23 protein-coding genes and 1 pseudogene are annotated in these 26,003 nt (G+C 56.1%); 17 read left to right on the forward strand and 7 right to left on the reverse strand.

The window, feature by feature from the left end; genetic code table 11:
* Positions 1-300 precede the first annotated feature (300 nt).
* The 6 genes from ACO6EE_RS06415 to ACO6EE_RS06440 all read left to right on the forward strand — a co-directional run bounded on the left by ACO6EE_RS06415 (position 301) and on the right by ACO6EE_RS06440 (position 4,873).
* Positions 301-780, forward strand: coding sequence for an META domain-containing protein (locus tag ACO6EE_RS06415; protein ID WP_485960054.1), 480 nt, complete (start codon positions 301-303; stop codon positions 778-780).
* 137 nt (positions 781-917) lie between these two features.
* Complete coding sequence (locus ACO6EE_RS06420) at positions 918-1,739, forward strand: hypothetical protein (protein ID WP_485960055.1); 822 nt, start codon at positions 918-920, stop codon at positions 1,737-1,739.
* A gap of 185 nt (positions 1,740-1,924) precedes the next feature.
* Positions 1,925-2,380 (forward strand): hypothetical protein, encoded by a 456-nt coding sequence (locus ACO6EE_RS06425; RefSeq protein ID WP_485960056.1) that lies wholly within the window; start codon positions 1,925-1,927, stop codon positions 2,378-2,380.
* A gap of 219 nt (positions 2,381-2,599) precedes the next feature.
* Positions 2,600-3,280: an MOSC domain-containing protein gene (locus ACO6EE_RS06430; protein ID WP_485960057.1), complete on the forward strand. Its 681-nt coding sequence runs from the start codon at positions 2,600-2,602 to the stop codon at positions 3,278-3,280.
* Positions 3,281-3,432: 152 nt separating this feature from the next.
* Positions 3,433-4,095: a phosphoesterase gene (locus ACO6EE_RS06435; protein WP_485960058.1), complete on the forward strand. Its 663-nt coding sequence runs from the start codon at positions 3,433-3,435 to the stop codon at positions 4,093-4,095.
* Between the two features lie 148 nt (positions 4,096-4,243).
* On the forward strand, positions 4,244-4,873 hold the full coding sequence (locus ACO6EE_RS06440) for a hypothetical protein (RefSeq protein ID WP_485960060.1): 630 nt from the start codon (positions 4,244-4,246) through the stop codon (positions 4,871-4,873).
* A gap of 158 nt (positions 4,874-5,031) precedes the next feature.
* On the opposite strand, the gene ubiB is transcribed toward ACO6EE_RS06440, so the two are convergent.
* Positions 5,032-6,534: a ubiquinone biosynthesis regulatory protein kinase UbiB gene (gene ubiB / locus ACO6EE_RS06445; protein WP_485960061.1), complete on the reverse strand. Its 1,503-nt coding sequence runs from the start codon at positions 6,532-6,534 to the stop codon at positions 5,032-5,034.
* A gap of 182 nt (positions 6,535-6,716) precedes the next feature.
* A complete protein-coding gene (locus ACO6EE_RS06450; protein ID WP_485960063.1) occupies positions 6,717-7,280 on the reverse strand; it encodes a flavin reductase family protein in 564 nt (187 codons plus the stop codon).
* Between the two features lie 177 nt (positions 7,281-7,457).
* Between ACO6EE_RS06450 and ACO6EE_RS06455 the strand changes: the two are divergent.
* Positions 7,458-7,745 (forward strand): annotated as a pseudogene (locus ACO6EE_RS06455) (DUF3579 domain-containing protein); the annotation flags it as partial.
* Between the two features lie 154 nt (positions 7,746-7,899).
* Complete coding sequence (locus ACO6EE_RS06460) at positions 7,900-8,394, forward strand: hypothetical protein (RefSeq protein WP_485960065.1); 495 nt, start codon at positions 7,900-7,902, stop codon at positions 8,392-8,394.
* A 198-nt stretch (positions 8,395-8,592) separates the two neighbouring features.
* On the opposite strand, the gene pncB is transcribed toward ACO6EE_RS06460, so the two are convergent.
* A complete protein-coding gene (pncB, locus tag ACO6EE_RS06465) occupies positions 8,593-9,804 on the reverse strand; it encodes a nicotinate phosphoribosyltransferase (protein WP_485960067.1) in 1,212 nt (403 codons plus the stop codon).
* 297 nt (positions 9,805-10,101) lie between these two features.
* Here pncB and ACO6EE_RS06470 point away from each other — a divergent pair, with 297 nt between their 5' ends.
* From ACO6EE_RS06470 to ACO6EE_RS06495, 6 genes are all read left to right on the forward strand, one after another.
* Positions 10,102-11,109, forward strand: a complete 1,008-nt coding sequence (locus ACO6EE_RS06470) for a L,D-transpeptidase (protein ID WP_485960068.1) — start codon at positions 10,102-10,104, stop codon at positions 11,107-11,109.
* Between the two features lie 316 nt (positions 11,110-11,425).
* A complete protein-coding gene (gene der / locus ACO6EE_RS06475; protein ID WP_485960069.1) occupies positions 11,426-12,883 on the forward strand; it encodes a ribosome biogenesis GTPase Der in 1,458 nt (485 codons plus the stop codon).
* A gap of 53 nt (positions 12,884-12,936) precedes the next feature.
* A complete protein-coding gene (mnmA, locus tag ACO6EE_RS06480; RefSeq protein WP_485960071.1) occupies positions 12,937-14,043 on the forward strand; it encodes a tRNA 2-thiouridine(34) synthase MnmA in 1,107 nt (368 codons plus the stop codon).
* 118 nt (positions 14,044-14,161) lie between these two features.
* The gene (locus ACO6EE_RS06485) at positions 14,162-15,826 is read left to right on the forward strand and encodes an AMP-binding protein (protein WP_485960073.1); all 1,665 of its coding nucleotides are present in this window, start codon (positions 14,162-14,164) and stop codon (positions 15,824-15,826) included.
* A 285-nt stretch (positions 15,827-16,111) separates the two neighbouring features.
* The gene (gene hutW / locus ACO6EE_RS06490; RefSeq protein WP_485960074.1) at positions 16,112-17,944 is read left to right on the forward strand and encodes a heme anaerobic degradation radical SAM methyltransferase ChuW/HutW; all 1,833 of its coding nucleotides are present in this window, start codon (positions 16,112-16,114) and stop codon (positions 17,942-17,944) included.
* A 119-nt stretch (positions 17,945-18,063) separates the two neighbouring features.
* Complete coding sequence (locus tag ACO6EE_RS06495) at positions 18,064-18,702, forward strand: NAD(P)-dependent oxidoreductase (protein ID WP_485960075.1); 639 nt, start codon at positions 18,064-18,066, stop codon at positions 18,700-18,702.
* Positions 18,703-18,825: 123 nt separating this feature from the next.
* Here the strand turns inward: ACO6EE_RS06495 and ACO6EE_RS06500 are convergent, their stop codons facing one another.
* The 4 genes from ACO6EE_RS06500 to rlmH all read right to left on the reverse strand — a co-directional run bounded on the left by ACO6EE_RS06500 (position 18,826) and on the right by rlmH (position 21,679).
* Complete coding sequence (locus ACO6EE_RS06500) at positions 18,826-19,260, reverse strand: hypothetical protein (protein ID WP_485960076.1); 435 nt, start codon at positions 19,258-19,260, stop codon at positions 18,826-18,828.
* An 83-nt stretch (positions 19,261-19,343) separates the two neighbouring features.
* The gene (ispD, locus tag ACO6EE_RS06505; protein ID WP_485960078.1) at positions 19,344-20,051 is read right to left on the reverse strand and encodes a 2-C-methyl-D-erythritol 4-phosphate cytidylyltransferase; all 708 of its coding nucleotides are present in this window, start codon (positions 20,049-20,051) and stop codon (positions 19,344-19,346) included.
* Entirely contained in the window at positions 20,048-20,770 is a 723-nt protein-coding gene (gene dnaQ / locus ACO6EE_RS06510) for a DNA polymerase III subunit epsilon (protein ID WP_485960080.1), read from the reverse strand. The genes ispD and dnaQ overlap by 4 nt, the downstream gene beginning before the upstream one ends.
* A 438-nt stretch (positions 20,771-21,208) precedes the next feature.
* Positions 21,209-21,679 (reverse strand): 23S rRNA (pseudouridine(1915)-N(3))-methyltransferase RlmH, encoded by a 471-nt coding sequence (rlmH, locus tag ACO6EE_RS06515; RefSeq protein WP_485960082.1) that lies wholly within the window; start codon positions 21,677-21,679, stop codon positions 21,209-21,211.
* A 196-nt stretch (positions 21,680-21,875) separates the two neighbouring features.
* Here rlmH and ACO6EE_RS06520 point away from each other — a divergent pair, with 196 nt between their 5' ends.
* From ACO6EE_RS06520 to htpX, 3 genes are all read left to right on the forward strand, one after another.
* Positions 21,876-23,111 carry a YihY family inner membrane protein gene (locus ACO6EE_RS06520; protein ID WP_485960083.1) on the forward strand — a complete coding sequence of 412 codons (1,236 nt, stop codon included), beginning with the start codon at positions 21,876-21,878 and terminating at the stop codon, positions 23,109-23,111.
* Positions 23,112-23,451: 340 nt separating this feature from the next.
* The gene (locus ACO6EE_RS06525; RefSeq protein WP_485960084.1) at positions 23,452-24,762 is read left to right on the forward strand and encodes a peptidoglycan DD-metalloendopeptidase family protein; all 1,311 of its coding nucleotides are present in this window, start codon (positions 23,452-23,454) and stop codon (positions 24,760-24,762) included.
* Between the two features lie 294 nt (positions 24,763-25,056).
* A complete protein-coding gene (htpX, locus tag ACO6EE_RS06530; RefSeq protein ID WP_485960085.1) occupies positions 25,057-25,911 on the forward strand; it encodes a protease HtpX in 855 nt (284 codons plus the stop codon).
* Positions 25,912-26,003: the final 92 nt, after the last annotated feature.

Genomic DNA, 26,003 nt, shown 5'->3' on the forward strand with positions numbered 1-26,003 from the left:
TACTATTTGTACTGTCTGCGGCTCGCCGCCTTGTCCTGATTTTTGTTAATCCACTATATGCTGATGCGCCTAACTCCACGTTTTCCAAAATCTAGTGGATTAAAAAAAGAATAGGACAAGGCAGCGAGCTGCAGATAGTCTAAGCAACACGGCAAAACAAACTAACGTGCAGCAGCGTTCCCTTTTAATCCGCTATAAATGCCCGCCCCATTGCCTTATATCAACACCCCGGCCACATCCCCTGGTGTAGAATACAAAGCATTGTATTAAATGGTTTTCAACCCGATAGGAGCCCATACAATGAAACCAATTTATCTCACCGCCTTCCTACTTGCAGCCTGCGCCGCCCACCCCAATCCGGCCGACAGCGCACCGCCGCCACCCGCCGCTCCTGAGCAGCCTGCTCCCGTGGTGCAATCTGTTTCTACCATACCAACCGCGCCCGTAACAGAACTCTCCCGCTACGGTTGGCACATCACCCGCATCGGCCGCCACCCTGCCAACGGCTCATTGGAGTTTAAAGCTAATCATCATGTGCACGCCTCTTTCGGCTGCAATACCCTCTCCGGCAACTTCAGCCACCAAGGCCAAAACCTACAAATCGGCGAGCTCACCACCACGCTGATGCTCTGCCCGCCGAATGTTCAGGCACAGGAAGAACGGCTCTCAGCCGCCTTCGCCCGCACTGCCGCCTACCGCATCAACGGCAATAAGCTAGAATTGCTCGACCGCAGGCAACATGTTCTCCTGCAAGCAGAACCAGTCCAATCAATGCGCTAAGCACCAATCAGGCTACCTGAAAACCCATTTCAGGTAGCCTGATTAACACAAGAAAAGATTAGTTAAACTCCCGCACATTGGCTATAATCTGCCCGTTGTTTCCCTTTTATTACTTTTTTAACCAAAAGGAGCATTCCATGCAGAAATTTACTCTTGCCGCCATCGCCGCTCTGATGGCTGCTGCCCCCGCCTTCGCTGCACCAGCACAGGCCGATGACTGGCTGCCTGAAGCACAAAGAATCAACCGCGAAATCGTGCGTCAACGGAGTAGCGATGCGCGAGAACTCCAGTTATTCAACGGCAAGCTGGCACAAAACCGCAGCCAAAACCATACCATTCAGCTCCAAGCCGGCAAATCTTACGTATTCTTTGCCGACTGCGACCGCCAATGCTCCGACCTCGACCTTAAGCTGACCGATAGCAACGGCAAAACCATCAAAGAAGATAACGACGACGACGATAACCCCGTCATCAACAGCGCTATTGCAACCAGCGGTACCTACACCCTTACCGCCAACATGACCAAATGCGAAGCCTCCTCCGGCTGTGCCTACAGCATCCAAGCCTTTGAAAACGGCCCATGGCTGCCTGAAGCTCAAAAAATCAACCGTGATATCGTGCGTAGAAAAGACCCCCAAGCCCGCCAAGTTCATCTGTTTAACGGCCGTGCTGCCAAAGAGCAAAATCGCAGCCACCAAGTACAGCTCACCGCCGGCAAATACTACAGCTTCTTCGCCGATTGCGACTACTCTTGCAGCGATATCGACATGACCCTCAAAGCCGCCGATGGCCGCGTAATTAAAGAAGATAACGACGACGACGATTCTCCAATATTCGGCTGGCGTGCCAACCGCACCGGCAGCTACACCCTCACTGTTACCATGCCGAAATGTGACACCGAACAATGCGAATACAGCAGCCAAGTATTCATGGGCACCAAACCCGTGTTTGATCACTAAACTCTAGTGCTCTTAAAGAAGGCTACCTGAAGATTTCAGGTAGCCTTTTGCCTTCCTTACTCAGCCAAAAACACTGGCATGCAACTATAAGCAAATGATTTAAAAAGAATATAAAAGTAGAGTATTTCTCTAATTTACATTATAATGCACACACTCTTTCACTTAACCAATCAAAAGGAAGACATATGAAAAAATTTGCCGTTTTAGGCCTGGTTGCCCTGATTGCCGCTCCTGCCGCCCTGGCCGCACCTAATGGTTCATGGCTGCCAGAAGCTCAGCAGTTCAACAGACAAGCCGTTCGATCTAAAGATCCCAGTGCCCGCCAAGCCAACCTGTTCCACGGCGCGGCCAAAGTGAGCGAAACCAAAACCCACCAGATTCAGCTCACTGCTGGTAAATACTACACCTTCTTCGCCGACTGCGACCGTGACTGCGACAATATCGACCTGACCCTCAAGTCAGCCGATGGCAACGTAATTAAAGCCGACACCGAAGATGACGACGCCCCCATGTTCAGCTGGCGCGCCACCCGCACCGGCAACTACACCCTGAGCGTAGCCATCCCCGGCTGCCAAACCGACAGCGGCTGCAAATACAGCGGCCAAGTATTTGTTGGCAACCGAGATATTTTCGCCGACTAATCACACTAAATCATGCAAACAGGCATGCCTCAGGCTTGCCTGTTTTTTATTTGCCTTGGTTCAAGCTGCCAGCTGGAAGGCTACCTGAAACTTTAGCTTCGCAGAAACTCGCGAGCTCGTTTTAACTTCGTTGAAGCTGACGCTTTCAGGTAGCCTTTAAAGCAGAAACCCAGCCCATCCGCTATAATCGGCCACAACCCATCTGTACAGGAAACCATCATGCCTCAAACCATCGCCACCGTCAGCGAAATCCGCATTGCCCAGCCCAAACCCTTTGCCCGCGGCCAAATCAGCGGCATCGACAAACAGCCCGTAGCCGGCCCCATCGAGGCCACTCCCACCGGCCTGGCTGGCGACGGCGTGGGCGACCCGCGCTACCACGGCGGTGCCGACAAAGCCCTGCACTGCTACGCCCAACACCACTACGAACACTGGCAAGCCCGATTTCCCGGCAATCCGCACTTCCGCGCCGGCGGCTTTGGCGAAAACCTCTGCATCGAAGGCACGGACGAATGGCAAGTCTGCCTCGGCGACCAATGGCAAATCGGCAGCGCCCGCTTCGAAGTCAGCCAAGGCCGGCAGCCTTGCTGGAAGCTCAACGAACGCTTCGGCGTGCCCGACATCGCCGCCCAAGTGCAGCACAATCTGCGCTGCGGCTGGTATTTGCGCGTATTGCAAAGCGGCCGCATCCAAGCGGGCGACAGCGTGCAACTCCTCGCCCGCCCCTATGCCGAATGGCCGCTCAGCCGCATCCTTGAGCTCATTGACAGCCAAAACTGCCAGCCTCAAGCCATGCGCGAAGTGCTGCAACTGCCCCTGCCCCCTTCCTGGCAACACATGTTCCAACGCCGCCTCGCCACCGGCGAATGCGAAGATTGGCAGCGCCGCCTCTTCGGCTAAACCACTATTTAAACTTGCTGATACTTCACTTCAACTGCATTGAACCACCGCTTTCAGATATCGCTGAAATAATGCTTTTTTCATACCAGACGGCGAGCCAATACGGCAAGAAAGTGAAGTTGTTTATCGATAGCCTTGAACTTCATACCAACATGAGCAAAATCTTCTTTACCTCCGACCTCCACTTCTCCCACAAAAACATTGCCAAATTCTGTCCCCAGTTCCGCCGCTTCGCCAGCATCGAAGAAATGGACGAACACCTCGTGGCCATGTGGAACAACACCGTTTCCCCCGAAGATGAAGTGTACAACTTGGGCGACCTCAGCTTCTCCCACGACCTCAAACACATCACCCACCTGCTCTCCCGCCTCAACGGCCGCCACCATCTGATTTTCGGCAACCACGACGATCTTATCCAGCGCCACATCAGCCGATTCTTCCAAACCACCAAAGCCGACGGCCATCCCCTGCTCGCCTCTGCCCAGCCCTACCTCAAACTCAAGCTGCCCGAAATCAACAACACCCTGGTTCTATTCCACTACCCTATCAACGAATGGGACGGCTGCCACAAAGGCTGGTATCACCTCTACGGCCACCTACACGACCGCCTCGCCACCCTCCCCGGCCGTGCCCTCAACGTCGGTTTCGACCTGCACGGCCGTTTTTTAAGCCCGCAAGACATCGATGCCCTCCTGCGCCCCCTGCCCGCCGTGTCCCACTTCGGCGAAACCGAACCCATGCCCGATACTCCCGATGCCGTCCGCATTTGGGTGGAGCAGAAACTGGCTGCATTTAACCCGCAATCTGCCGAATAAAGTTTTCAGGTAGCCTACAATCCAAACCCTATTCAGAATTGCGGCCTACAATTTCAGGTAGCCTGCACCACAACATATAGAACCTGCCTGCAGCAACGAAGAGGCTACCTGAAAATATAAACACCAGCCAAAACAAGAATCAAATCCCATGCCCAACGCCGACCTTATCCGCACTTTCGCCCAAACCTTTGGCCTGCCTTACACGCCAGAGCGGCAAAACCTGCCCGCCTTAGCCGACAACCGCCATCTGCATTTGGGCAAACTGGCAGATTTCTACCACCATCTGGACAGCACATGGCAGGGCGAAAATCCGCGTGCCGACTACTGGCTGGAAATGCAAACCTTATTCCTGCAATGGCTGCCTTATGCCGGCTTACCCGAGATTTGGCATGATTGGGCGTTCGGCTGGAACAATAAGGTACAACAATATTTGCCAATCGACGGCTGGCGCGAAGAATGGGCGGTATTTGGCAATATGTTTGACAACTCCATCCTATTCGCCGACACCGCCGCGCCCGGCAGCCCCGTTTATTGGCTGATAGCCGGCTATGAAACCGTAAACAACCGCCGCCTGATTGCACCATCGGTGGCTGCCTTGATGCAAACGCTGCTGGCCATACACCGCTTCGAACAAGAATGGCAGTCAGCCGGCGGGCAGTTTTATGATGAAGCAGAAGGCGGCAAACCCAGAGATTTGCTTACCGCCCTGCACGATTTGCTGCGCCGCGAATTACCGCCGGAATGTGCGGCCGGGTTTGAAGCAGCATTTTGGGGCTGATGCGGCACGCATGATTTACTTACCCCGCAGCAACACACCAGCATCTCATGCAACAGTATTTAGCCGGTTCAGATGAAAACAGGCTACCTGAAACTTTTCAGGTAGCCTTTAATACGAGCATTTCTTGCTACGCCAAGACAACTTCCATCCCGACAGCCCTAATCCAATAGAGCCATCAGTAACAGCATCAACGCAATCAGCGCGAGCCACATATTCTGCCGCTGCTGGGTGCGCACCAGGTGCAGGTAGGCATCGCGCATTTCCTGTTGGCGGGCTTCATCCACCAGCGCATTCAGTTTACGCGGCAGGGCTGGCAGGATTTCCGCCCAGTCGGGGGCTTCCTGCTTCAGGTTGCGCCACAAGGCTTTCACGCCCACCTGTTCGTTCATCCAGCTCACCAAAAACGGCTTGGCCGTTTCCCACAAATCCAGCTGCGGATCCAGCTGGCGGCCCAATCCTTCGATGTTGAGCAGGGTTTTTTGCAGCAGCACGAGCTGCGGCTGGATTTGCACGTTAAAGCGGCGGCTGGTTTCAAACAGACGCATCAGCACGAGGCCAAAGGAGATTTCAGCCAAAGGCTTGTTGAAAAATGGCTCGCATACGGCGCGCACGGCGGCTTCCAACTCTTCCGGCCGCGTATCCGCCGGCACCCAGCCGCTTTCGATATGCGCCGTGGCCACGCGGTGGTAGTCGCGGTTGAAGAAGGCGAGGAAGTTGATGGCGAGGTAGCGTTTGTCGTAGTCCGTAAGGCTGCCCACAATGCCGAAATCCAGCGCGATATAGCGGCCTTCATCGTCCACCAGAATATTGCCCGGGTGCATATCGGCGTGGAAAAAGCCGTGTTTGAACACTTGGGTGAAGAAGATTTCCACGCCATAGCGCGCCAGCCGTTTCAAATCCACGCCGCGCCGCTGCAGCTCGGCCACTTCGGCAATCGGCGTGCCATCCATCCACTGCATGGTCATCACGCTTTCGCTGCAATAGTCGTAATACACCTTCGGCACGTGCAGCATGGTGCTGCCGCTGAAATTGCGCCCAATTTGGCTGGCATTGGCCGCTTCGCGCAGCAAATCGAGCTCATCGTGCAGATATTTGTCGAACTCGGCCACCACTTCGCGCGGGCGCAGGCGTTTGCCGTCGGGCAGCAGCTTTTCAATCAGCCGCGCGGCGGTGCGCATCAGCGCCAAATCCTGCTCGATCACCGGCTCCAGATTCGGCCGCAACACTTTCACCGCCACCGCCTCGCCGCCAAACAGCCGCGCGCGGTGCACCTGCGCCACTGAAGCCGCCGCCACCGGCTCGGCTTCAAACTCCGCATAGATTTCTTCCACCGGCCGCCCGAACGATGCTTCAATCTGCTGCCGCGCCAAATCCGCATCAAACGGCGGCACTTTATCTTGCAGGCGGCTCAATTCCAGCGCATAGGCCGCCGGCAGCAAATCCGGCCGGGTGGAAAGCACCTGCCCGAGCTTCACAAAAATCGGCCCCAGGCTCTCCAACGCCAGGCGCAGGCGCACCGGCAGCGGCGTATCGCGCATTTTGCCTGAGCGCGGCAACAGCTTGACAAACCAAGGGGTTTTGCCACGTGCAGCCAAAAGGTCGGCCAGCCCGAAGCGGTATACGGTTTTGAGGATGACGGCCAGGCGGCTCAGCCATTTCATAATAGAAGTCCGAAGGGGTGGAAAAGGAAGCGATTATAAAACAAAGCCTGCGGCAGGGGCAGCAGGCGGCGAATACGAAATGGAGCAGACAATTTTTCAGGTAGCCTCAGTCAGGCCTAAAGGCTACCTGAAAGCGAAACTTCATCGAAGTTCAAACACAAACTGCAATAAAGTCGAAACGCCTACCCTACCTTCAAACCCTTGCCCGTGCGGTAAAACAGGCCGTTGCCCACATAATGCAGCGTTTTCAATTCGTCCGGCACGCTGTCGAACAGCCAGCGGCCATCGGCATACACTCGGTCGTCCGCCCACACAGCGGCCACTTCGCCGATAAACAAATCATAAGTTTGCTGGTTGTGCGGCTCGGGCAGCAGGCGGCAGATAAGGTAGGCACCACAACCTTGTACCAGCGGCACATCGAAGCCTTCCTGATAAAACAGTTCCACGCCACAGTCAGCCAGCTTGGTCGGATTGTTTTTGCGGCCCTGACTGCCCACCGCCAGCACGGTTTCAGCCTGCTCGGCCAGCGGCACTTGCAGCGCAAACCAGCCGCTCTGCTCCAACAAGCCGCGCGTGAACGCGCCTTTATCCAGCACCACCGTTACACGCGCGGGGGCATAATCCAGCGCACACGCCCAAGAGGCAGACATCACGTTTTCCACGCTGCCGGCTTTAGCGGACACCATCACCACGGGGCCGTGGTTGATTAAACGGGTGGCTTGGGATAGTTCGAGGGTTTGGAGCATGGTTTTCCTTAAAAATAAATGAGTTGATTTAAATCATAAAGTGTTATTTTACAGAAATTTATATTTTTCAGGTAGCCTCAGGCCGCCCGAAAGCCGATGCCGGCTGTGCGACAATGGTTTAACAAAACCATGCATCCAGCTATAATTCATTAACAATCTGTAGGAGAAGCATTAGAAATGTTCACCCCAAATCCGGACGAAATAGTGATTTACGGCGCCACCGCCGACGGCAAACCCTTCCGCCCCAGCGATTGGGCCGAGCGGCTGTGCGGCCTGCTCTCCTCTTTTGGCAAAGAACACCGCCTCTGCTACCACGAATGGGTGCGTCCGCTGCTCATCGGCAAAGTGCGCAGCGTAACCGTGGGCAAACGGCTGGAAACCATCAATCCGCCAATGTTCCAATTCCTGATGGATTTCGCTGCCACCAACGGCCTGCAAGTGCTGGATGAAGCCGGGCTGAAGGAACTGCTGGGCGACGAGATTGGCAACACCACCACAACATAGAGCGGCCCATCTCCGTCTTCCGGATTAAATAAAACAAAACAGCATTCTATATTTTTCAGGTAGCCTGCTTCAGGCTACCTGAAAGCCAATCTGCCCATTGGTTGAGGATAAAACCATGTCCATCCCCACCATCAATATGCTCAACTTCTGCCGCAGCGGCGAATTCGGCGGCCTGAAACTGGGGCAAACCAAAGCCCACTTGGCTGCCTATTTCCCGCCGCCCGACTCTGTCTATCCCGAAGAGCCGGATGCAGAATGCGTGATTTGGCGTTACGGCTCGATTGATTTAATCTTCCGGGGCGATGAATTAACCAATATTTATGCAGACGGTTTCCCTTGGGACAAGCTGGACGCGGGTAGCCATATCGCCATGCAACCTTGGATTTTCAAGCACCCGAAAAAGCTGCGCCTTGCCTTCGTTATCAAAAAACTCAATTTCCACGGCATCGATTTCATAAAGAAAACTTTTGCCCTCAACACGCGCTTGTTGCTGGCAAGCGGCGTAGAACTTTATTTTGAAAACCAGAGCACCCCAAACAACTGTGATGCCAACAAGTTTGTGCTCACTGCCTTCAACTTGGGAGTCGCACCAAAAGATTGGGTAAGCTAGTTTTCAGGTAGCCTTTTAAGGATAGAACCCAAGGCTACCTGAAAACGTTTTTGGTTAAGGCAAATGGCAGGTTCGCCATCAACCAGAGAAGAAGCAGATTAGTAGAATCGCCACGGCCTGAGCCTCAGCCCAACAACTTTTCAGGTAGCCTTCCCACAGTGGAAAGGCTACCTGAAAACATATCGGCCAAGCTAAATCCTATTTAGGCGTTTCGCCCACTTGGAACACTTGGCGCAAGTAAGCGAGGAAGGTGTTGTTATCGCTCATGGTTTTGCCGGGGCTGTCGGAGAGCTTGGCCACGGATTGGCCGTTGCATTCCACCAGTTTGAGCACAATGTTCAAAGGCTTGTGCCCCATGTCGTTGGTGAGGTTGGTGCCGATGCCGAAGCTGGTTTTGAAGCGGTCTTTGAAGTATTGGTGCAGCGCCCAGGCTTTTTCCAAATCGAGGCCGTCGGAGAAGGTGAGCATTTTGGTGCGGCTGTCGATTTTGAGTTTTTGGTAGTGGGCATAGGCTTTTTCGCCCCACACATAGGGATCGCCGCTATCGTGGCGCAGGCCGTCGAAGAGTTTGGCGAAATAAAGGTCGAAATCGCGCAGGAAGGCATCCATACCCACCACGTCGGTGAGCGCGATGCCGAGGTCGCCGCGGTATTCGCGCACCCAGCTTTCCAGCGCGGCTTTTTGGAAATCGCGCAGGCGCACGTCTAAGGCTTGGAAGGCCTGCATAAATTCGTGTGCCACGGTGCCGATGGGGATGAGGCCGAGTTTTTTGGCCAGATAAACGTTGCTGGTGCCGCGCAGGCAGCTGGGGGCGGCTTGGTTCAGCGTATGCACCACGTGTTCCTGCCAGGCAAGGTTGTAGCGGCGGCGCGTGCCAAAATCAGATACCAGGAAGGGCGGCTCGCCTATCTGTTGGGCGGCGGCATAGCTGCGCAGCAAATCGGCCTTGGCCTGCAGGCGGCGTTCGCCTTCGGTCAAGACTTCAGGTGTTTCGAGGCGGCGGAAGTAGAGCTCGTTCACAATCGCCAACACGAAAATCTCGAAGAACATGGCTTGGATAATTGGCCCTTCCACGCGGATGCAGAGCCGGTTTTGCTCATCCACGGTCACTTGGATGAAGCGGCGTTTGAGCTGGAACAGCTCCAAATAATCCACAAAATCGCTTTTAATAAAGCGCAGACTACGCAGATAGTTGAGCTCATCGGGAGTGAAACGCAAAGTACACAGGGCATCAAGCTCTGCTTCCAGCTCGCTGCGGATTTCCACCAGCGGATACACGCATTCGTCTAGGTTGCGGCAGCGGAATTCATACACGCCGTGCGCCTGTGGAAACTGGTGCAATACCACTTGCAGCATGGTGAATTTATAGAGATCGGTGTCCAGCAAGGATTGGATGATGTGGCGTTGCATAGCTGCTCCGTGAGGTGGGTAAACAGAAAAGCAGGGAAGGTTGTTTGGGCTTCATCAGGCGCCGGGGCTTTCAGGTAGCCTGAAATGATTGCTAGCTTATGATTTTATTGCATTTAAACAAATTAAACCGAGCCGGCCGCGCATACGGTATGCGGCGCAATCGGAATAATTGTGTGGCATTAAAACACGTTTTACTACTTTCAGGTAGCCTGCCGCATCAGGCGGCGGCAGTTTCGGGTATCATGCCACCATTTATTGCCTTTACAACACGCAAACCTATTTTTCCCAACCATTACTATGAAGAAACTCGCATTACTTTGCCTCCTGGCCGCCGTCGGCACTGCCGCCGCCAACAACACCCCGCTGCCCGATTTTTCACCCGTGGCCACAGGCCAGCATGTCGTTATTAACATCCCGCAGATGCGCCTTTTCCTGTATGAAAACGGCCAACTGAAAAACGTTTATCCCGTGGCGGTGGGCAAAAACCGCACCCGCACCCCGCTGGGCAACTACCACATCGGCTCCAAAGCCTACAACCCGACTTGGTCGATCCCCGCCAGCATCCGCCGCGAGCGTGCCGCCGCCGGCCTGCCTGAAATCAGCAGCATTCCGCCCGGCCCGAGCAACCCGCTGGGCCCGGTATTTGTACGCTTGGGCCCGCCGCGTTTAGGCTTGGGCATCCACGGCACCAACGCCCCCGCCAGCGTACCCGGCATCCGCAGCCACGGCTGCGTGCGCATGCACAGCAACAATGCCCTGCAATTTGCCCGCAACGTGCGCACCGGCGCCAGCGCCGCCGTGATCTACCAGCTGGCCAGCCTCAATGCCGATACCAACAACCACCTCTGGCTTGCCGCCTATGCCGATCCCTACCAGCAGCGCAACTTGAACACCACCGCCCTGCGCCAAAGCATCGACGCCTGGTCGCAGGCCAACGGTCTCACCGCCAATCCCGCCCGCATCAACAGCGTTTTGCGCAGCCGCAACGGCCGCTTGGTGTGCATCACCTGCCAAAACGCCAACGCCCGCGTGCAAGGCAAATTGCAATCCGTGGCCTGGCAAAACGGCGCGGCCGAGCTGAGCCGCCCGCAAGCCGTGGATGCCTCCGAACCCCTGCAAACAGACGAAATCCTGCCTGAAGGCAGCGCCGTGGAAGCGCTCACCGACGGTGCCGGCAGCACTGAAACCCCGATTCCCGCCAGCACCCGCCCTGCCCCGCGCCGCCGCACCGAGCCGCGCGAGCGGCCCCTGCCCGCCACGCCCGTGCAGCCGCAGGATATTCCGCTGTCGGACACCTTGCTGTAAGCCATATCGAAACCTGCCTTTTTTAAAGAGCGGCAGGTTTTGGGTTTCAGGTAGCCTTCAGCTGCTAAGAAGGCTACCTGAAAACATTAGCCCCACCGTAAACTAAAACCACCACCTCCCCATCTATCCGACCCATCTCCCCAAGCCAAACCATTCATAACCAGCTATAATCTCGCCTGCATACTTTGGGCAGCCTCACTCCCAATCGAAGGCTACCTGAAAACTCGCTTCCAACGAAGCCACACCAACCCTTCCGTGCCTCTGCGCACCTGCTCGCTGCCTGGCTCAGGCAGCCTGATACAGAAAGACCAACATCATGAAACCCACCATCGCCCTAGTCGGCCGCCCCAATGTGGGCAAATCCACCCTATTCAACCGCCTCACGCGTACCAAAGACGCGCTGGTGCACGACCTGCCCGGCCTCACGCGCGACCGCCACTACGGCCACGGCAAAGTGGGCAGCAAGCCCTATCTCGTGGTAGATACCGGCGGCTTCGAGCCCGTGGTAGATAGCGGCATTTTGCACGAAATGGCCAAGCAAACCCTGCAGGCCGTGGATGAAGCCGATGCCGTGATTTTCCTGGTGGATGCACGCACCGGCCTCACGCCGCAAGACAAAATCATCGCCGACCGCCTGCGCCAATCACCGCGCCCCGTGTATCTGGCCGTAAACAAAGGCGAGGGCGGCCGCCGCGATGTGCTGGCTGCCGAATTCTACGAGCTGGCGCTTGGCGAGCCGCACGTGATTTCCGGCGCGCACGGCGACGGCGTGTACTACCTGATGGAAGAAGTGCTGGAAAACTTCCCCGAAGCCGCAGAAGAAGACAGCGAAGTCAAACACCCTGTGTTTGCCGTCATCGGCCGCCCGAACGTGGGCAAATCCACGTTGGTGAACGCCATTTTGGGCGAAGAGCGCGTGATTGCCTTCGATATGGCCGGCACCACCCGCGACAGCATCCATATCGACTTCGAACGCGATGGCAAGCCATTCACCATCATCGACACCGCCGGTGTGCGCCGCCGCGGCAAGGTGGAAGAAGCGGTGGAAAAATTCTCCGTGATCAAAGCGATGCAGGCGGTAGAAGCCTCCAACGTGGCCGTACTGGTGCTGGACGCACAGCAAGACATTGCCGACCAAGACGCCACCATCGCCGGCTTCGCACTGGAAGCCGGGCGCGCGCTGGTGGTGGCGGTAAACAAATGGGACGGCATTTCCGAAGAGCGGCGCAACACGATTAAAAAAGACATCGAGCGCAAGCTGCACTTCCTCGACTTTGCCAAATTCCATTTCATTTCCGCCCTGAAAGAGCGCGGCATCGACGGCCTGTTTGCCAGCATCCAATCGGCCTACGACTCGGCCTTCATCAAAATGCCCACGCCCAAAATCACCCGCGTGCTGCAATCGGCCATCGAACGCCAGCAGCCCGCCCGCGCCGGTTTGGTGCGCCCGAAAATGCGCTACGCCCACCAAGGCGGCATGAACCCGCCTGTGATCGTGATTCACGGCAATTCGCTGCAGCACGTGGCCGAAAGCTACACCCGCTACCTCACGCAAACCTTCCGCAAAGCCTTCAACCTGCAAGGCACGCCGCTGCGCATCCAATACAATATTTCCGACAACCCCTACGAAGATACGGCGGAAAAAACTAAAAACAAACCCCTGCGCCGCACCACCTTGAGCAACCGCATCGCCAAGCGCGATGAAAAAGCCCGCAGCAAAGCCAAAACCCAAAAACGCCAAGTGAGCGTGAAAAAACGGCAAGGCCAGTCTTAACATTAAAGGCTACCTGAAAACTTTCAGGTAGCCCCACCCCGAAACCAAACACTATGCCTACCCCGCAAAACATCATCGTCGGCCTGTCCGGCGGCGTCGATTCCTCCGTAACCGCCCACCTGCTCAAGCAGCAGGGGCACCAAGTGCGCGGCGTGTTCATGCAAAACTGGGAAGACGACGATAACGACGAATACTGCAGCATCAAGCAGGATTCCTTCGATGCCATCGCCGTGGCCGACATCATCGGCATCGACATCGACATCGTCAATTTCGCCGCCCAATACAAAGACAAAGTATTCGCCTACTTCCTGCAGGAATACCAAGCCGGCCGCACGCCCAACCCCGACGTGCTGTGCAACGCCGAAATCAAATTCAAATGCTTTTTGGATTACGCCATCGAGCAAGGCGCCGAAGCCATCGCCACCGGCCACTACGCCCGCAAAGAAGTGCGCAACGGCAAGCATTACCTGCTCAAAGGCCTGGATGCCAACAAAGACCAAAGCTACTTCCTCTACCGCCTCCAGCCCCATCAGCTCGAGCGCGCCCTCTTCCCGCTAGGCCACTTGGAAAAACCCGAAGTGCGCCGCATCGCCGCCGAAGCCGGCCTGCCCACCGCCGCCAAAAAAGACAGTACCGGCATCTGCTTCATCGGCGAACGCCCCTTCCGCGAATTTCTGCAAAAATACCTGCCCACCCGCGAAGGCGATATGGTGACGCCCGAAGGCAAAGTCGTGAGCAAGCACGTCGGCCTGATGTTCTACACCCTCGGCCAGCGCAAAGGCTTAGGTATCGGCGGCGCTGGCGAGCCGTGGTTTGTGGCCGGTAAAGATTTGACCGCCAACCGTTTAATCGTGGTGCAAGGCCACCAACACCCGCTATTATTTTCAGGTAGCCTCACCATGAGCCAATTAAGCTGGACGCTACCTGAACACCCCGGTGAAGCACACGGCAGCCGCCCGCCCGAAGGCCGCTACACCTGCAAAACCCGCTACCGCATGGCCGATGCCCCCTGCCAACTGCGCTATTTGGGCGATGATTCCGCCGAGCTGGTATTCGACACACCGCAATGGGCAGTTACCCCCGGCCAATCCGCCGTGTTGTATGATGGCGAAGTTTGCCTGGGCGGCGGCATTATCGACCAAGCCGGCGCAGGCGTTTAACCCACTCAAACCCAATACACAACCCACAGCAACACCAACTAAAAAGGCTACCTGAAAACGCAACACCGCAAAGTTTCTGCGAAGCTGACTTTTCAGGTAGCCCGATCAGGAGACCAAATTGGAAAAAATCTGGCTGCAAAGTTATCAGGAAGGCGTACGCCCCGAAATCGACGTGCGCCGCTACAGCTCAATCTGCGAAGTATTCCACGAAACCGCCTATCTCTACGGCAAGCGTTCCGGCTTCACCAACTTCGGCAAGGTGCAAACCTATGCCGAAACCGCGCGCCTGGCCGAGCAGTTTGCCTCCTATCTGCAAAACGTACTCAAGCTGGAAAAAGGCGCGCGCGTGGCCGTGATGCTGCCCAACTTGTTGCAATACCCCGTGGCCGTATTCGGCATTTTGCAGGCCGGCGGCATCGTAGTGAACGTAAACCCGCTCTATACCCCGCGCGAATTGCAACACCAGCTGAAAGACAGCGGCGCCACCACCATTCTGGTGCTGGAAAACTTTGCCCACACGCTGGCCGAAGTGGTGGCCGAAACCGATGTGAAACACATCATCCTCGCCTCGGTGGGCGATTTGCTCGGCTTTTTTAAAGGCGGCCTGATGAACCTGATTGTGCGCCATGTAAAAAAAATGGTGCCGCCCTATGAATTACCCCACTTCGTGCGCTTCAACCACGCGCTCAAACAAGGTGCAGCGCACACCTTCCATCCCGTGCCGGTTACGCTCGAAGACACCGCCTTCCTGCAATACACCGGCGGCACCACCGGCGTATCCAAAGGCGCGATGCTCACGCACGGCAATATCTGCGCCAATATGCTGCAGGCCGAAGAGTGGATTCAGTCCAACCTCACCATCGAAGGCGAATTGGTGGTAACCGCGCTGCCGATGTACCACGTGTTCGCACTCACGGTAAACCTGATGATCTTCACCCGAATCGGTGCGCAAAACCTGCTCATCACCAACCCGCGCGATATTAAATTTTTCATTAAAGAGCTGAAAAAATACCGCGTGAGCGTACTGCCCGCCGTCAACACCCTATTCAACGCCCTGCTCCACCACCCCGACTTCCAAAGTATAGACTTCTCCAGCTGGAAACTGTGCCTGGGCGGCGGCATGGCGGTGCAGGAAAACGTGGCCAAACAATGGAAAGCGCTCACCGGCCAGCCGATTGTGGAAGTGTACGGCCTCACCGAAGCCAGCCCCGGCGTGTGCGCCAACCCGCTGAACATCAGCGACTATAACGGCACCATCGGCCTACCCATCTCCAATACCGCGATAGAAATCCGCGACAACGACGGCAACGAAGTGCCGCTGGGCGAAATCGGCGAATTGTGCATCCAAGGCCCGCAAATCATGCAGGGCTATTGGCAACACCCCGAAGAAACCGCCGCCGTGATGGACGAACGCGGCTTCCTCGCCACCGGCGATATGGTGAAAATGGACGAAACAGGCTTCATCAAGCTAGTGGATCGCAAAAAAGACATGATTGTGGTGTCCGGCTTCAATGTGTATCCGAACGAAGTGGAAGACGTGGTGACGAAACACCCGATGGTGCTGGAAGCCGCCTGTATCGGCGTGCCCAGCAACAAAACCGGCGAAGCCCTGCGCCTGTTCGTGGTAAAAAAAGATCCGGCGCTCACCCGCGAAGAGCTCATCGCCTTCTGCCGCACCCAGCTCACCGCCTATAAAGTGCCGAAAGACATCCAGTTCCGCGACGAGCTGCCCAAATCCAATGTGGGCAAAATCCTGCGCCGCGAGCTGCGTGAAGAGAAATAGCCGCTGGCAGCAAAGCAAAACATGGGCAGCCCGGTGTACACCGGCTGCCTATTTTTTGTAAGCCAGCGTAAAGTGAAATTAAGCTTTAGCAATTCCGCCCGGCATGACAAAGGCTACCTGAAACCACCATCGTGGATTTTCAGGTAGCCTTTATTCATAAAAAGCTTATAAAAATAATCTGCTAAAACAAAGCCAAGCAAAACACCCTGCTCGGCTATTTCAGCAACACCCTTCTGTGTAGTAGAATTAATTCTTATTTTGTTTACCATTTATCCATAAAATCCTATGCCTGCCACCGCCTCCCCACCCACCATCCAAACCATCCGCTGGCCGTCGAAAGAAGCCGCGCCGCAAGCCTTTCCCGAAAGGCAGGCGTTGATGCCGATTTGGGGTGGCGTGCCCGTGCCGATGCCGCAATGGCAGAAACTGTGGCAAAGCCAAATCGCCCATTCGCTCGATGAAGACGGCCTGGCCTACCTCCACATCCCCTTCTGCGCCAACCACTGCGTGTTCTGCGGCTTCTACCGCAACGCCTGGAAAGAAGAGCACGGCGGCGTGTATGTGGACAAAGTGATTGAAGAGTTGGCCGCCGAAGCCAAACAGCGCACTGGCAGTGGTAAAATCCAAGCCGTGTATTTCGGCGGCGGCACGCCCACCGCACTCGACACGCCCGATTTGGTGCGCCTCATCCGCGCCTGCTACCAATACCTGCCGCTGGCCGACGACTGCGAATTCACCCTCGAAGGCCGCATCAGCCACTTCGGGCTCGACAAAGCCCGTGCCGCCGTCGAAGCGGGTGTGAACCGCATTTCCATCGGCATTCAAACCTTCAACACCGCCATCCGCCGCCGCCTCGGGCGCAAACACAGCGGCGAAGAAGCCTATGGCTACCTGAAAGAACTGTGCGGCCTCGATGCCGTGATCGTAGCCGACCTGATTTTCGGCCTGCCCGGCCAAACCGACGACATCTGGGCGCACGACATCGAACGCGCCGCCGGCCTGCCCCTGTCCGGTCTCGACACCTACGCATTCAACTGCTACCCCTTCCTGCCCATCAACCGCATGGTGGAGAAAGGCGCATTCCCGCCGCCACTCGGCTTCGACGTGCAATCCCAACACTACGCCTACGCCGTGCGCGAACTGGCGCGGCTCGGCTGGCAACAAGTCAGCAACAACCATTTCGCCTACCCCGGCCGCGGCGAACGCAACCGCTACAACACCCTCGTCAAATCTAATATGCCCTGCCTCGCCTTCGGTTCCGGCGCAGGCGGTAACTTCGGCGGCTTCAGCTACCAAGTGCAAAGCGACCTCAAAGGCTACCTGAATGCCCCACCCGGCCAAAAAACCCTCTCCTTCATGAGCAGCCACGGCCGACACAAAACCCTGCTCGGCCAAGTGCAGCACGACATCGAACTCGGCCGCATCGACACCACCCTATTTGCCGACAACGCCGAAGCGCAAACCCTGCTGCACCAATGGCAGCAAGCCGATCTGCTAACCATTCACGAGGACGGCCAAGCCATCCTCAACACCAGCGGCCGTTATTGGTCGCCCACCCTCACCCGTAAACTCATGATGTCCCTCCCACCTGATGAAAAGGAAAACACGATGCAAAAACTCTCCAGCGAACAACAAACCGTATTGCGCAACTCACTGGCCGAAAACCCCGGCCAAATCCTCGAAATGCTTGCCGGGCAGCACCAATGCAGCTTTGAAGACGTGATCAACTGCCTGCCCGCCCAGCTCATCAAAAAAACCGAAGGCAGCCGCTTTGTCGAAATCATGCAGGCGCTGGCCGGCTGGAACGAAGCCGTCACCTTCATCGCCCACACCCCCGACGTGATTGCCGAAGTGACCGGCAAAATCCCCAACGGCAAAGTCGGCCGCGGCTTCTACAACTTCGAACACGCCGAAGAAGGCGGCATCCACGGCCACATCTATTACGAAAACTGCGCCGCCATCTACCTGATCGAACGCCCCTTTATGGGCAAAGACACCGTATCGCTCAACTTTGTGAACCGCAACGGCGGCGCCATGTTCAAAATCTTCGTCGGCCGCGACGAAGCCGGCGAACTCAAACAAAACCAAATCCAAGCCATGCGCGCCCTGTTCGCCTAAACCCGCGCCACGCATTTAAGGCTACCTGAAAGCAGCCCGCGCCCAGAATCATCAAAGTGCAGGCTGCCTGAAAACCCAAAAGCAGCCTGCACCCATTCAACCCCCAACAGGAGCACCCCATGCTGATGATATTCGGCGCCAACGGCCCCAGCGGCCGCCAACTCATCCACCAATTAAGCCCCCTCGAACGCGAAACCGCCGTCGCCGCATTAAGGCTGCCGGAGCAACAAGCAGACGAATTTTTCGCCAACCACCACATCCGCACCACCGTTGCCGACACACTTGATGCAGAAGCCGTCGCCCAAGCCGTGCAGCAATACCGGCCCGACACCGTCGTCAGCTTTGTCGGCGGCAAAAACGAACAAGGCATCCGCAGCGACGCCACCGGCAACCTCCACATCATCCGCGCCCTCGAACAGCACGCCCCCCAAGCCCGCTTCATCCTCGTCACCAGCATGGGCTGCGGCGAACAATACCCCCTGATGAGCGACATGTTCAAACAAGCCCTGGGCGAAGCCGTGGCCGCCAAAACCGAAGCCGAAAACGCCCTGCGCCAAAGCCCCCTCGCCTGGACCATCCTGCGCCCCTGCGGCCTCGCCAACGGCGACAACACCGCTTATCAACTGCACGAACAGCTCCCCGCCATCCCCCGCCAATACATGACCCGCACCGCCCTCGCCGCCGCCGTGCGCCAAATCATCGACGAAGACGGGCACGAGGGCAAAGCGTATTCGGTCACTTCGGGGGAAGCCGCCTAAACCATCCGGCCAAAACCAACGGGCAAACCGCTTCCAAACAGCAGTTTGCCCGCTCTTTCAGGCTACCTGAAAACCAGATGGCACTTTCAGGTAGCCTTTTATAAAACAGGTTCTCATACCAGCCTACTTTAATGGATTAACCTGGTTAGGGACACAATCAATCGGCTTATAAAAATAAAGAAAACCACCGGATAATTCCAATTTCTCTTTTCCAACAAATTGCAGTTTTCCGCTCTCAAAGCTACATTTATAGTACAATGTGCCATCACGTTCACCAGTAAACAAATACTGAGATACTAAATCGCCATATTTATTTAACTGAACCGTTTCTGTAAAAACAACATGATTATTTTTATAGAAAACTATTTTCTGAAAATCTACATTATGTACATATAAATCAGCATAATCCCATTTGAAATTTGTTATTTCATTAAGCTGGATATGCCCGTCATGAAGGCCTTGTAACTTTGTTTCATCTATTTCCTTATAGCCAAAAAGAAAATAAACAAATAAAAATAAAGTAGATATGCCGCATGCAAAGATTATTCTTTTAGTCATAATCATCTTCTTCTAGCGTACTTATTAAGCAGCAAGTTTGGCTTGATAAATTCGTTACTACTTAACAGGCTACCTGAATTTTTTCAGGTAGCCTCTTCCTGCAACAGCAGCCGTGCAATCCTCTCGTCTGCCGGCCAAGTCAATTTTAAATTGCGGCTGTCGCCCTGCACCAACAGGGGCTGCAAACCCAGCCGCTCAACGGCGGAGGCCTCGTCGGTAATTTCTGCCGGATTGGCATCAGCCAGCGCCCGTTGCAGCAAGGCGGCGGGGAATAACTGCGGGGTTTGTGCCTGCCACAAACCGCTTCGGCTCACTGTTTCGGCAATGTGATTTTCGCCGTTGCCGCGCTTGAGCGTATCGGCCACGGGCAAAGCCAAAATGCCGCCAACCGAATGCTGCCCGGCTTCTTGCAGCAGCCGCTGCAAGGCTTCGACCGGCAGGCAGCAGCGGGCGGCATCGTGCACCAGCACTTTATCGTCCGGCCGCATCACGCCGTGTTTCAACAGCGAACTCAGCCCGTTAAACACGCTTTCAGCACGGCTCTCGCCGCCGCAATACAGCGTTCGCAGTTTGGCGGCCAAATTTTCAGGTAGCCTCACTTCCCGCTCAAACCACGCATCATCCCGCGCCAACACCACGGCTACCTGAACGATCTGCGGCTCGACCAGCAGGCGGCGCAGGGTGTGTTCCAGCACGGTGCGGCCGGCTATCTGCACGTATTGTTTGGGCAGGGCGGCGCCGAAGCGGCTGCCCACGCCGGCAGCAGGCACGAGGGCGATATAGCGGCTCATGGCGTTTTCCGCCAAATGCTGCCGCCTTCGGCTTTTTTGTCCAATTCGTCCAGATAGGCTTCGTGAGCGGCATTTTCCTCGGCGTTGGCAACCAATACTTTCAGCTGCGCCGGGCGTTCGGTGGGTGCAATCACCACAGCAGGCGCATCGGCCTCGGCGCTTTCTTCTTCGGCAAACTGGTCGGCCAGGCTGAATTGCGAGCGGGTCATACCCAGATAGACTTCACTTAGCAATTCGCAGTCGATTAATGCGCCGTGGAATACGCGTTTGCTGCGATCCACTTCGAGGCGGGTACACAAGGCATCCAGCGAATTTTTCTGGCCGGGATACATGGCGCGCGCCATCACCAGCGTATCCACCACATTAGCAGTCAGCTCCTCCACGCTCGGCAACCCGGCACGGCGGAATTCGGCGTTGAGAAAGCCCACGTCGAACGGGGCGTTGTGGATAACCAGCTCGGCGCCGGCAATAAAATCGGCGATCTGCTGCCCAATTTCGGCAAACTTGGGCTTGCCTTCGAGCTGGTCTAGCGTAATGCCGTGCACTTTGGCGGCTTCTTCGGGAATGTCGCGTTCGGGATGGACGTATAAATGCAGATAGTTGCCGGTGAGGCGGCGGTCGATCATTTCCAGGCCGGCAAATTCGATGAGGCGGTCGTCACGGTCGTAGTAGAAACCGGTAGTTTCTGTATCAAGAATGATTTGGCGCAAATGTTTCATCAAGGCAGGGCTTTATAATGTTGGCAAACGGTCGGCATCTTACCCCATAGCAGATTAACTTTGAATCAGGATTGGCAGTCGTGCCAACAATGCGCTGATTTAGAGTGAGCTTACGGGAAATGTTAGAGTAGCTGCTGATAGGCAGATTCAGGCTTTACTTCGTTGATTTATATTATTTTTTATAAGTTGTAACGCATCAAATTAACAAGATATTACATCATTTTAATATAATAAAAATAATTATCATTTGCTAATTAGACTGCTTTTCGGTATGATGCATTCACGTTCGGCGAAGCAAGGTTGCTCTGCCTTGTGCCGAACCGCCAAATTTCAACATTCTGCCTGATGGCAGGATGCCCAATTTTGGTAGTGGTTTGTGTTCCTTTTGCGCCCCGCTTTTGTCGGGGCGATTTTTTATGCGCGGTTTTCACCAAACTATTACTCACGGTGGTACGGATGATTGTGCAGAATCGACACCGCCCGATACAGCTGTTCGGTGAGCAACACGCGCACCATGCCGTGCGGCAGGGTAAGGCTGGAGAGGCGCAGCATCAGGCCGGCTTGTTGTTTGATGCGCTCGGTGAGCCCGTCTGCCCCGCCGATTACCATGCAAACATGCTGCCCGTTCTGCTGCCATTTTTTCAGGTGGCCTGCCAGCTCCTGCGAAGTGGGCGCAACGCCGCGCTCGTCTAACACCACCAAAAACGCATCGGCCGGCATGGCTTCCAAGATGCGTTTTTCTTCCGCCGCCATGCCCTGCGCCGCATTCACGCCCGCGCCACGTTTTTCCGGCTTGATTTCCTTCAAGGTGTATTTGATGTCGCGGCCGAAACGTTTGGCGTATTCCTTCACGGCTTCGTCCACCCAACCGGGCATTTTGTTGCCCACGGCCAATACGGTGATGTTCATGGTTTGCCTCGCTCCCGCCCTGCACTGGCAGGGCGGTTTTGTCTTTTCAATAACATTATTTTACAATGCGGCAAGCCGACTGATTCGGCTGGCTCGCAACGCTATTATTTTAAAACATTCAGCCGCCGTCATTTAAACCAAATATACAGGCTACCTGAAAAAACCAAAACAGATTTTCAGGTAGCCCCAACACACCATGCGCCTACTGCCAAAATTCTCCCTGCCCGAACCCCTGCGCCACTCGCGGACGCTGGCGTTTGCCCGTTTTCTCTATGCGCGTTTTTATGAAGTGAACATTCCGCAGGTGTCGTCAAGCCTCACATTTACCACGCTGCTGGCCTTGGTGCCGCTGTTTACCGTGGTCGTGGTGGTGGTATCCGCTTTTCCCGTGTTTGCCGATTTTTCTGCCCAGTTTCACCGCTTGGTGTCGGAAATCATGATGCCGGCCGGCGTGGCGGCAGTGAGCGACTATATTTTCCAATTCCGCGACCACGCCAGCCGCCTCACCGCCATCGGTATCGCCATGATGATCATCACCTCGCTGATGCTGGTGCACACCATCGAGCGCACCTTCAACCAAATCTGGCGAGTAAAACGCCCACGCAGCATCGTTACCCGAGTGCTGGTATATTGGGCGCTACTCAGCCTGGGGCCGCTGCTGGTAGGCGTGGGTATGTCGCTGTGGGGCGTGGTGTGGCGGCGCACCCTGTTTTATCTGCACTATCCGCTGCTCGCCTCGCTGCTGCAATTCACGGTTGCCCTCACCGCCACCTGGAGCATGCTCTGCCTGCTCTACAAGCTTGTGCCAGCCCGCTACGTGCCCCTCCGCCACGCCCTGCTCAGCGCCGCGCTGGCGGCCGTGTCTATCGAGCTGTTGCGGCGTGGATTCGGCGTATATGTGGCCAACTTCAACAGCTATCAGTTGGTGTACGGCACCTTTGCCGCCGTGCCAATGTTTCTGCTGTGGCTCAACTTAAACTGGATTGTCATCCTCAGCGGTGCACTCCTGGCCGCCTCGCTTTCCTACTGGGAAGGCGATGCCTTCCGCCGCCAAGGCTGCCACGGCACGCGGTTTCACGACGCCTTGGGTATCCTCACCCTGCTCGCCCAAGCACAAAGCCAAGGCAAAAGCCTGAAAACCCAACAGTTCCGCCGCCATATCCAAATGGGCTACGACGAGCTGGGCGACCTGTTGGAACAACTCGCCCGACGCGGTTACATTGCACAAAGCCTGCGCAACGGCTGGATGCTGAAAACCAGCCCCGAAGCCATCCGCGTGGCCGACTTATTCCAGCTGTTCGTGTATGGCAGCCATAGCGACACCAACGACTCCATCGGCCGCACCGTGCAGCAAATCATGACCCCCGCCATCACCGCCGCCGATATGACCATGGCCGAATTTATCCAGCTCAATCAGCAGCAGGATGGTTAATGCACCAAACGTTAATACGATTTTCAGGTAGCCTGTTGCAAACGGTACAGGCTACCTGAAAATCATTCAGCAAGGGCATAAGCCAACGCCACATACTGCGTTCAGCCGCTACCCAGCATTCACAATATTTTTCAGGTAACCTTTACGCAAAGAACAGGCTACCTGAAGCCAAAATCCCCAACCAAACCCAACCGTTTGCCGCTCCTGTGTCGGTTTCCAGCCGCACCCTAGTTCAATAACAAGTAAAAAACCGCAAAGCGGCAACCGCCCCGCCCTGCCTATCCATTAAAATAACGTGCTTCCGATAGACCCGTTTGCCGCAACGGCATCCCGCCCAACCGTGTCCCCATCCACCCTATTCTCCCGCCTGCCCCGCCGCGCCCGCATCGCCCTTGTTGCGGCCGCTGCGTTGCTGGGCGTATTCATCCTGATTGCCATCATCGCCGCCGCCTCGGCCAAGCCGGAAGGCGCGATGCAGAGCAAACGCATCGTGGAAAAACTCGCCACCGTGCGCGCCAAAGGCAAAACCCCGGCCACCGGCTACTGGAGCGACGAAGTCATCCAGCCCGGCGACTCCCTGCGCAACGTGTTGGAACGCTTCAACATTTCCGCCCAACAAATTCAGGACATCACCCAAGCCGCCGCCCCAGAAGGCAAACAGCCCCACCTGCACCCCGATCAAACCGTCAGCCTCAGGCTCGATGCCCAGCGCCGCCCCGTGCAGGTGCAGTTTTTCAACGACGACGACAACGGCGAAACCCAACTGGTTGATTTAGCCTATGCCGGCAACCGCTGGCAGGCCAAAACCGACGACGTAAAAACCACCACCCTGTCCACGCTCAAATCCGTTATTATCCGCTCCAGCGGCACCACCGCCGGCGCCATGTCGCGTGCCGAAATCCCTGCCGAAGTCCGTGACTCCCTGCGCGAACTGCTCAGCAACCGGCTCGATCTCTACAAACTCGAAGCCGGCGATACCGTGCGCATTCTTTATCAGGTAAACTACTTTCACGGCCAACAAATTTCCATGGGCGACATCCTCGCCGTAGAAATCAGCCACCAAGGCAAGCTCTACCGCGCCTACTATTTCGGCGAAGACGGCAACGGCCGCTACTACGACGAACACGGCCAGCCGCTGAAAAAAGGGTTTGAGACCCAGCCCGTGCCGGGCAGCCGCATCAGCTCGCCCTTCGGCGTGCGCGTCCACCCGATATTGGGCTATTTGCGCATGCACACCGGCATCGACTATGCTGCTCCTACCGGCACGCCGATTCACGCCCCGTCCGACGGCATCGTGGAATTCCGCGGCCCCAAAGGCGGCTACGGCAACACCGTAATCCTGCGCCACAACGACAGTATGCAAACGCTCTACGGCCACATGAGCGCGTTTTCCGCCAATGCCGCCCCCGGTCAGCGCGTGCGCGCCGGCGACATCATCGGCTTCATCGGCACCACCGGCCGCAGCACCGGCCCGCACCTGCACTACGAAGTACGCCTCAACGGTGTGCCGGTCAACCCCGCCGGGGTCGCCCTGCCCGCCAAACGGCTCACCACTGCCGAGCTGGCTGAATTCCGCCGCCAGCAGCAAACTGTGGAACAAAAACTTGCCCAACTGCGCGGCATCGGTAAAACTGTCGCCCAGCTGGATTGATGGTCGGTTGATTTAACGATTAAGAAACCAAGAACTGATTTTCAGGTAGCCTCAAAGCAGCGATTTTATGGCAATATATTGCCTGATTACCGCAACAATAAAAGGCTACCTGAAACCTCTGTTTTACCGCATAAAAGCAATAAACCAGTTTCGCCAAGAAACTACCGTATCCAACAGCACACCCAACAACATTCCTGCCAAAGCGGCACAACAACATCATGCCGCAGCGGCCAGTAGTAAACATAAAGCAGAAGCCCAAAGTCTACCTGAAACCAAACCACCCAGACTGATACCGTGAAGCGCATAATCCTCTTCCTCCTCACCAATATGGCCGTGCTCCTGGCCGCCCGCCTGCTGTTCGGGCTGCTCGGACTCAATCCGCAAGACATCTCCGGCCTGCTGCTGCTCTCCGCCATCACCGGCTTTTCCGGCTCGCTGATTGCCCTTCTCATGTCGAAAAGCAGCGCCAAGCAGGCCGTGGGTGCCTACGTTATCCGCCAGCCGCGCAACGAAACCGAAGATTGGCTCGTGCGCGTGGTGGAAGCACAGGCCAAACAATGGAACCTGCAAACCCCCGAAGTGGCCGTTTATGAATCGCCCGAGCCCAATGCCTTTGCCACCGGCGCCAGCCGCAACAGCTCGCTGGTTGCCGTCAGCACCGGCCTCTTGCAACTCATGAGCCGCGACGAAGTGGAAGCCGTGCTCGCACACGAAATGGCCCACGTCGGCAACGGCGATATGGTTACACTCACCCTGATTCAAGGCGTGGTGAATACTTTCGTGCTGTTTTTCTCCCAAATTATCGCTTCCGTGATTGCCTCCTCCCTGCGCCAAAATCGGCAGCAAGATGGCGGCAGCAACGCCATCCAAACCATAGTCAGCATGGTGCTGCAAGTGGTCTTCGGCTGGCTGGCCGGCATCATCGTGATGTGGTTCAGCCGCCAGCGCGAATATCGTGCCGATGCCGGCGCCGCCAAACTGGTGGGCGCACCCAAAATGATCTGCGCCCTGCAACGGCTCAAAGGCAGCCAAAGCAGCCTGCCACCCCAAATGGCCGCCATAGGCATCAACGACAGCACCCTGCGCTCCCTGTTCAGCACTCATCCTACCCTCGACGACCGTATCGCCCGCCTGCAACGGCTGAACTAGTAAACCAGTTTGGTAAGTGGTTTCTGCCAACCCAAACAGTAAAAGGCTACCTGAAAATGCCAGCCAGCAATTTTCAGGTAGCCTTTATCATC

Source organism: Eikenella sp., from assembly GCF_057315495.1.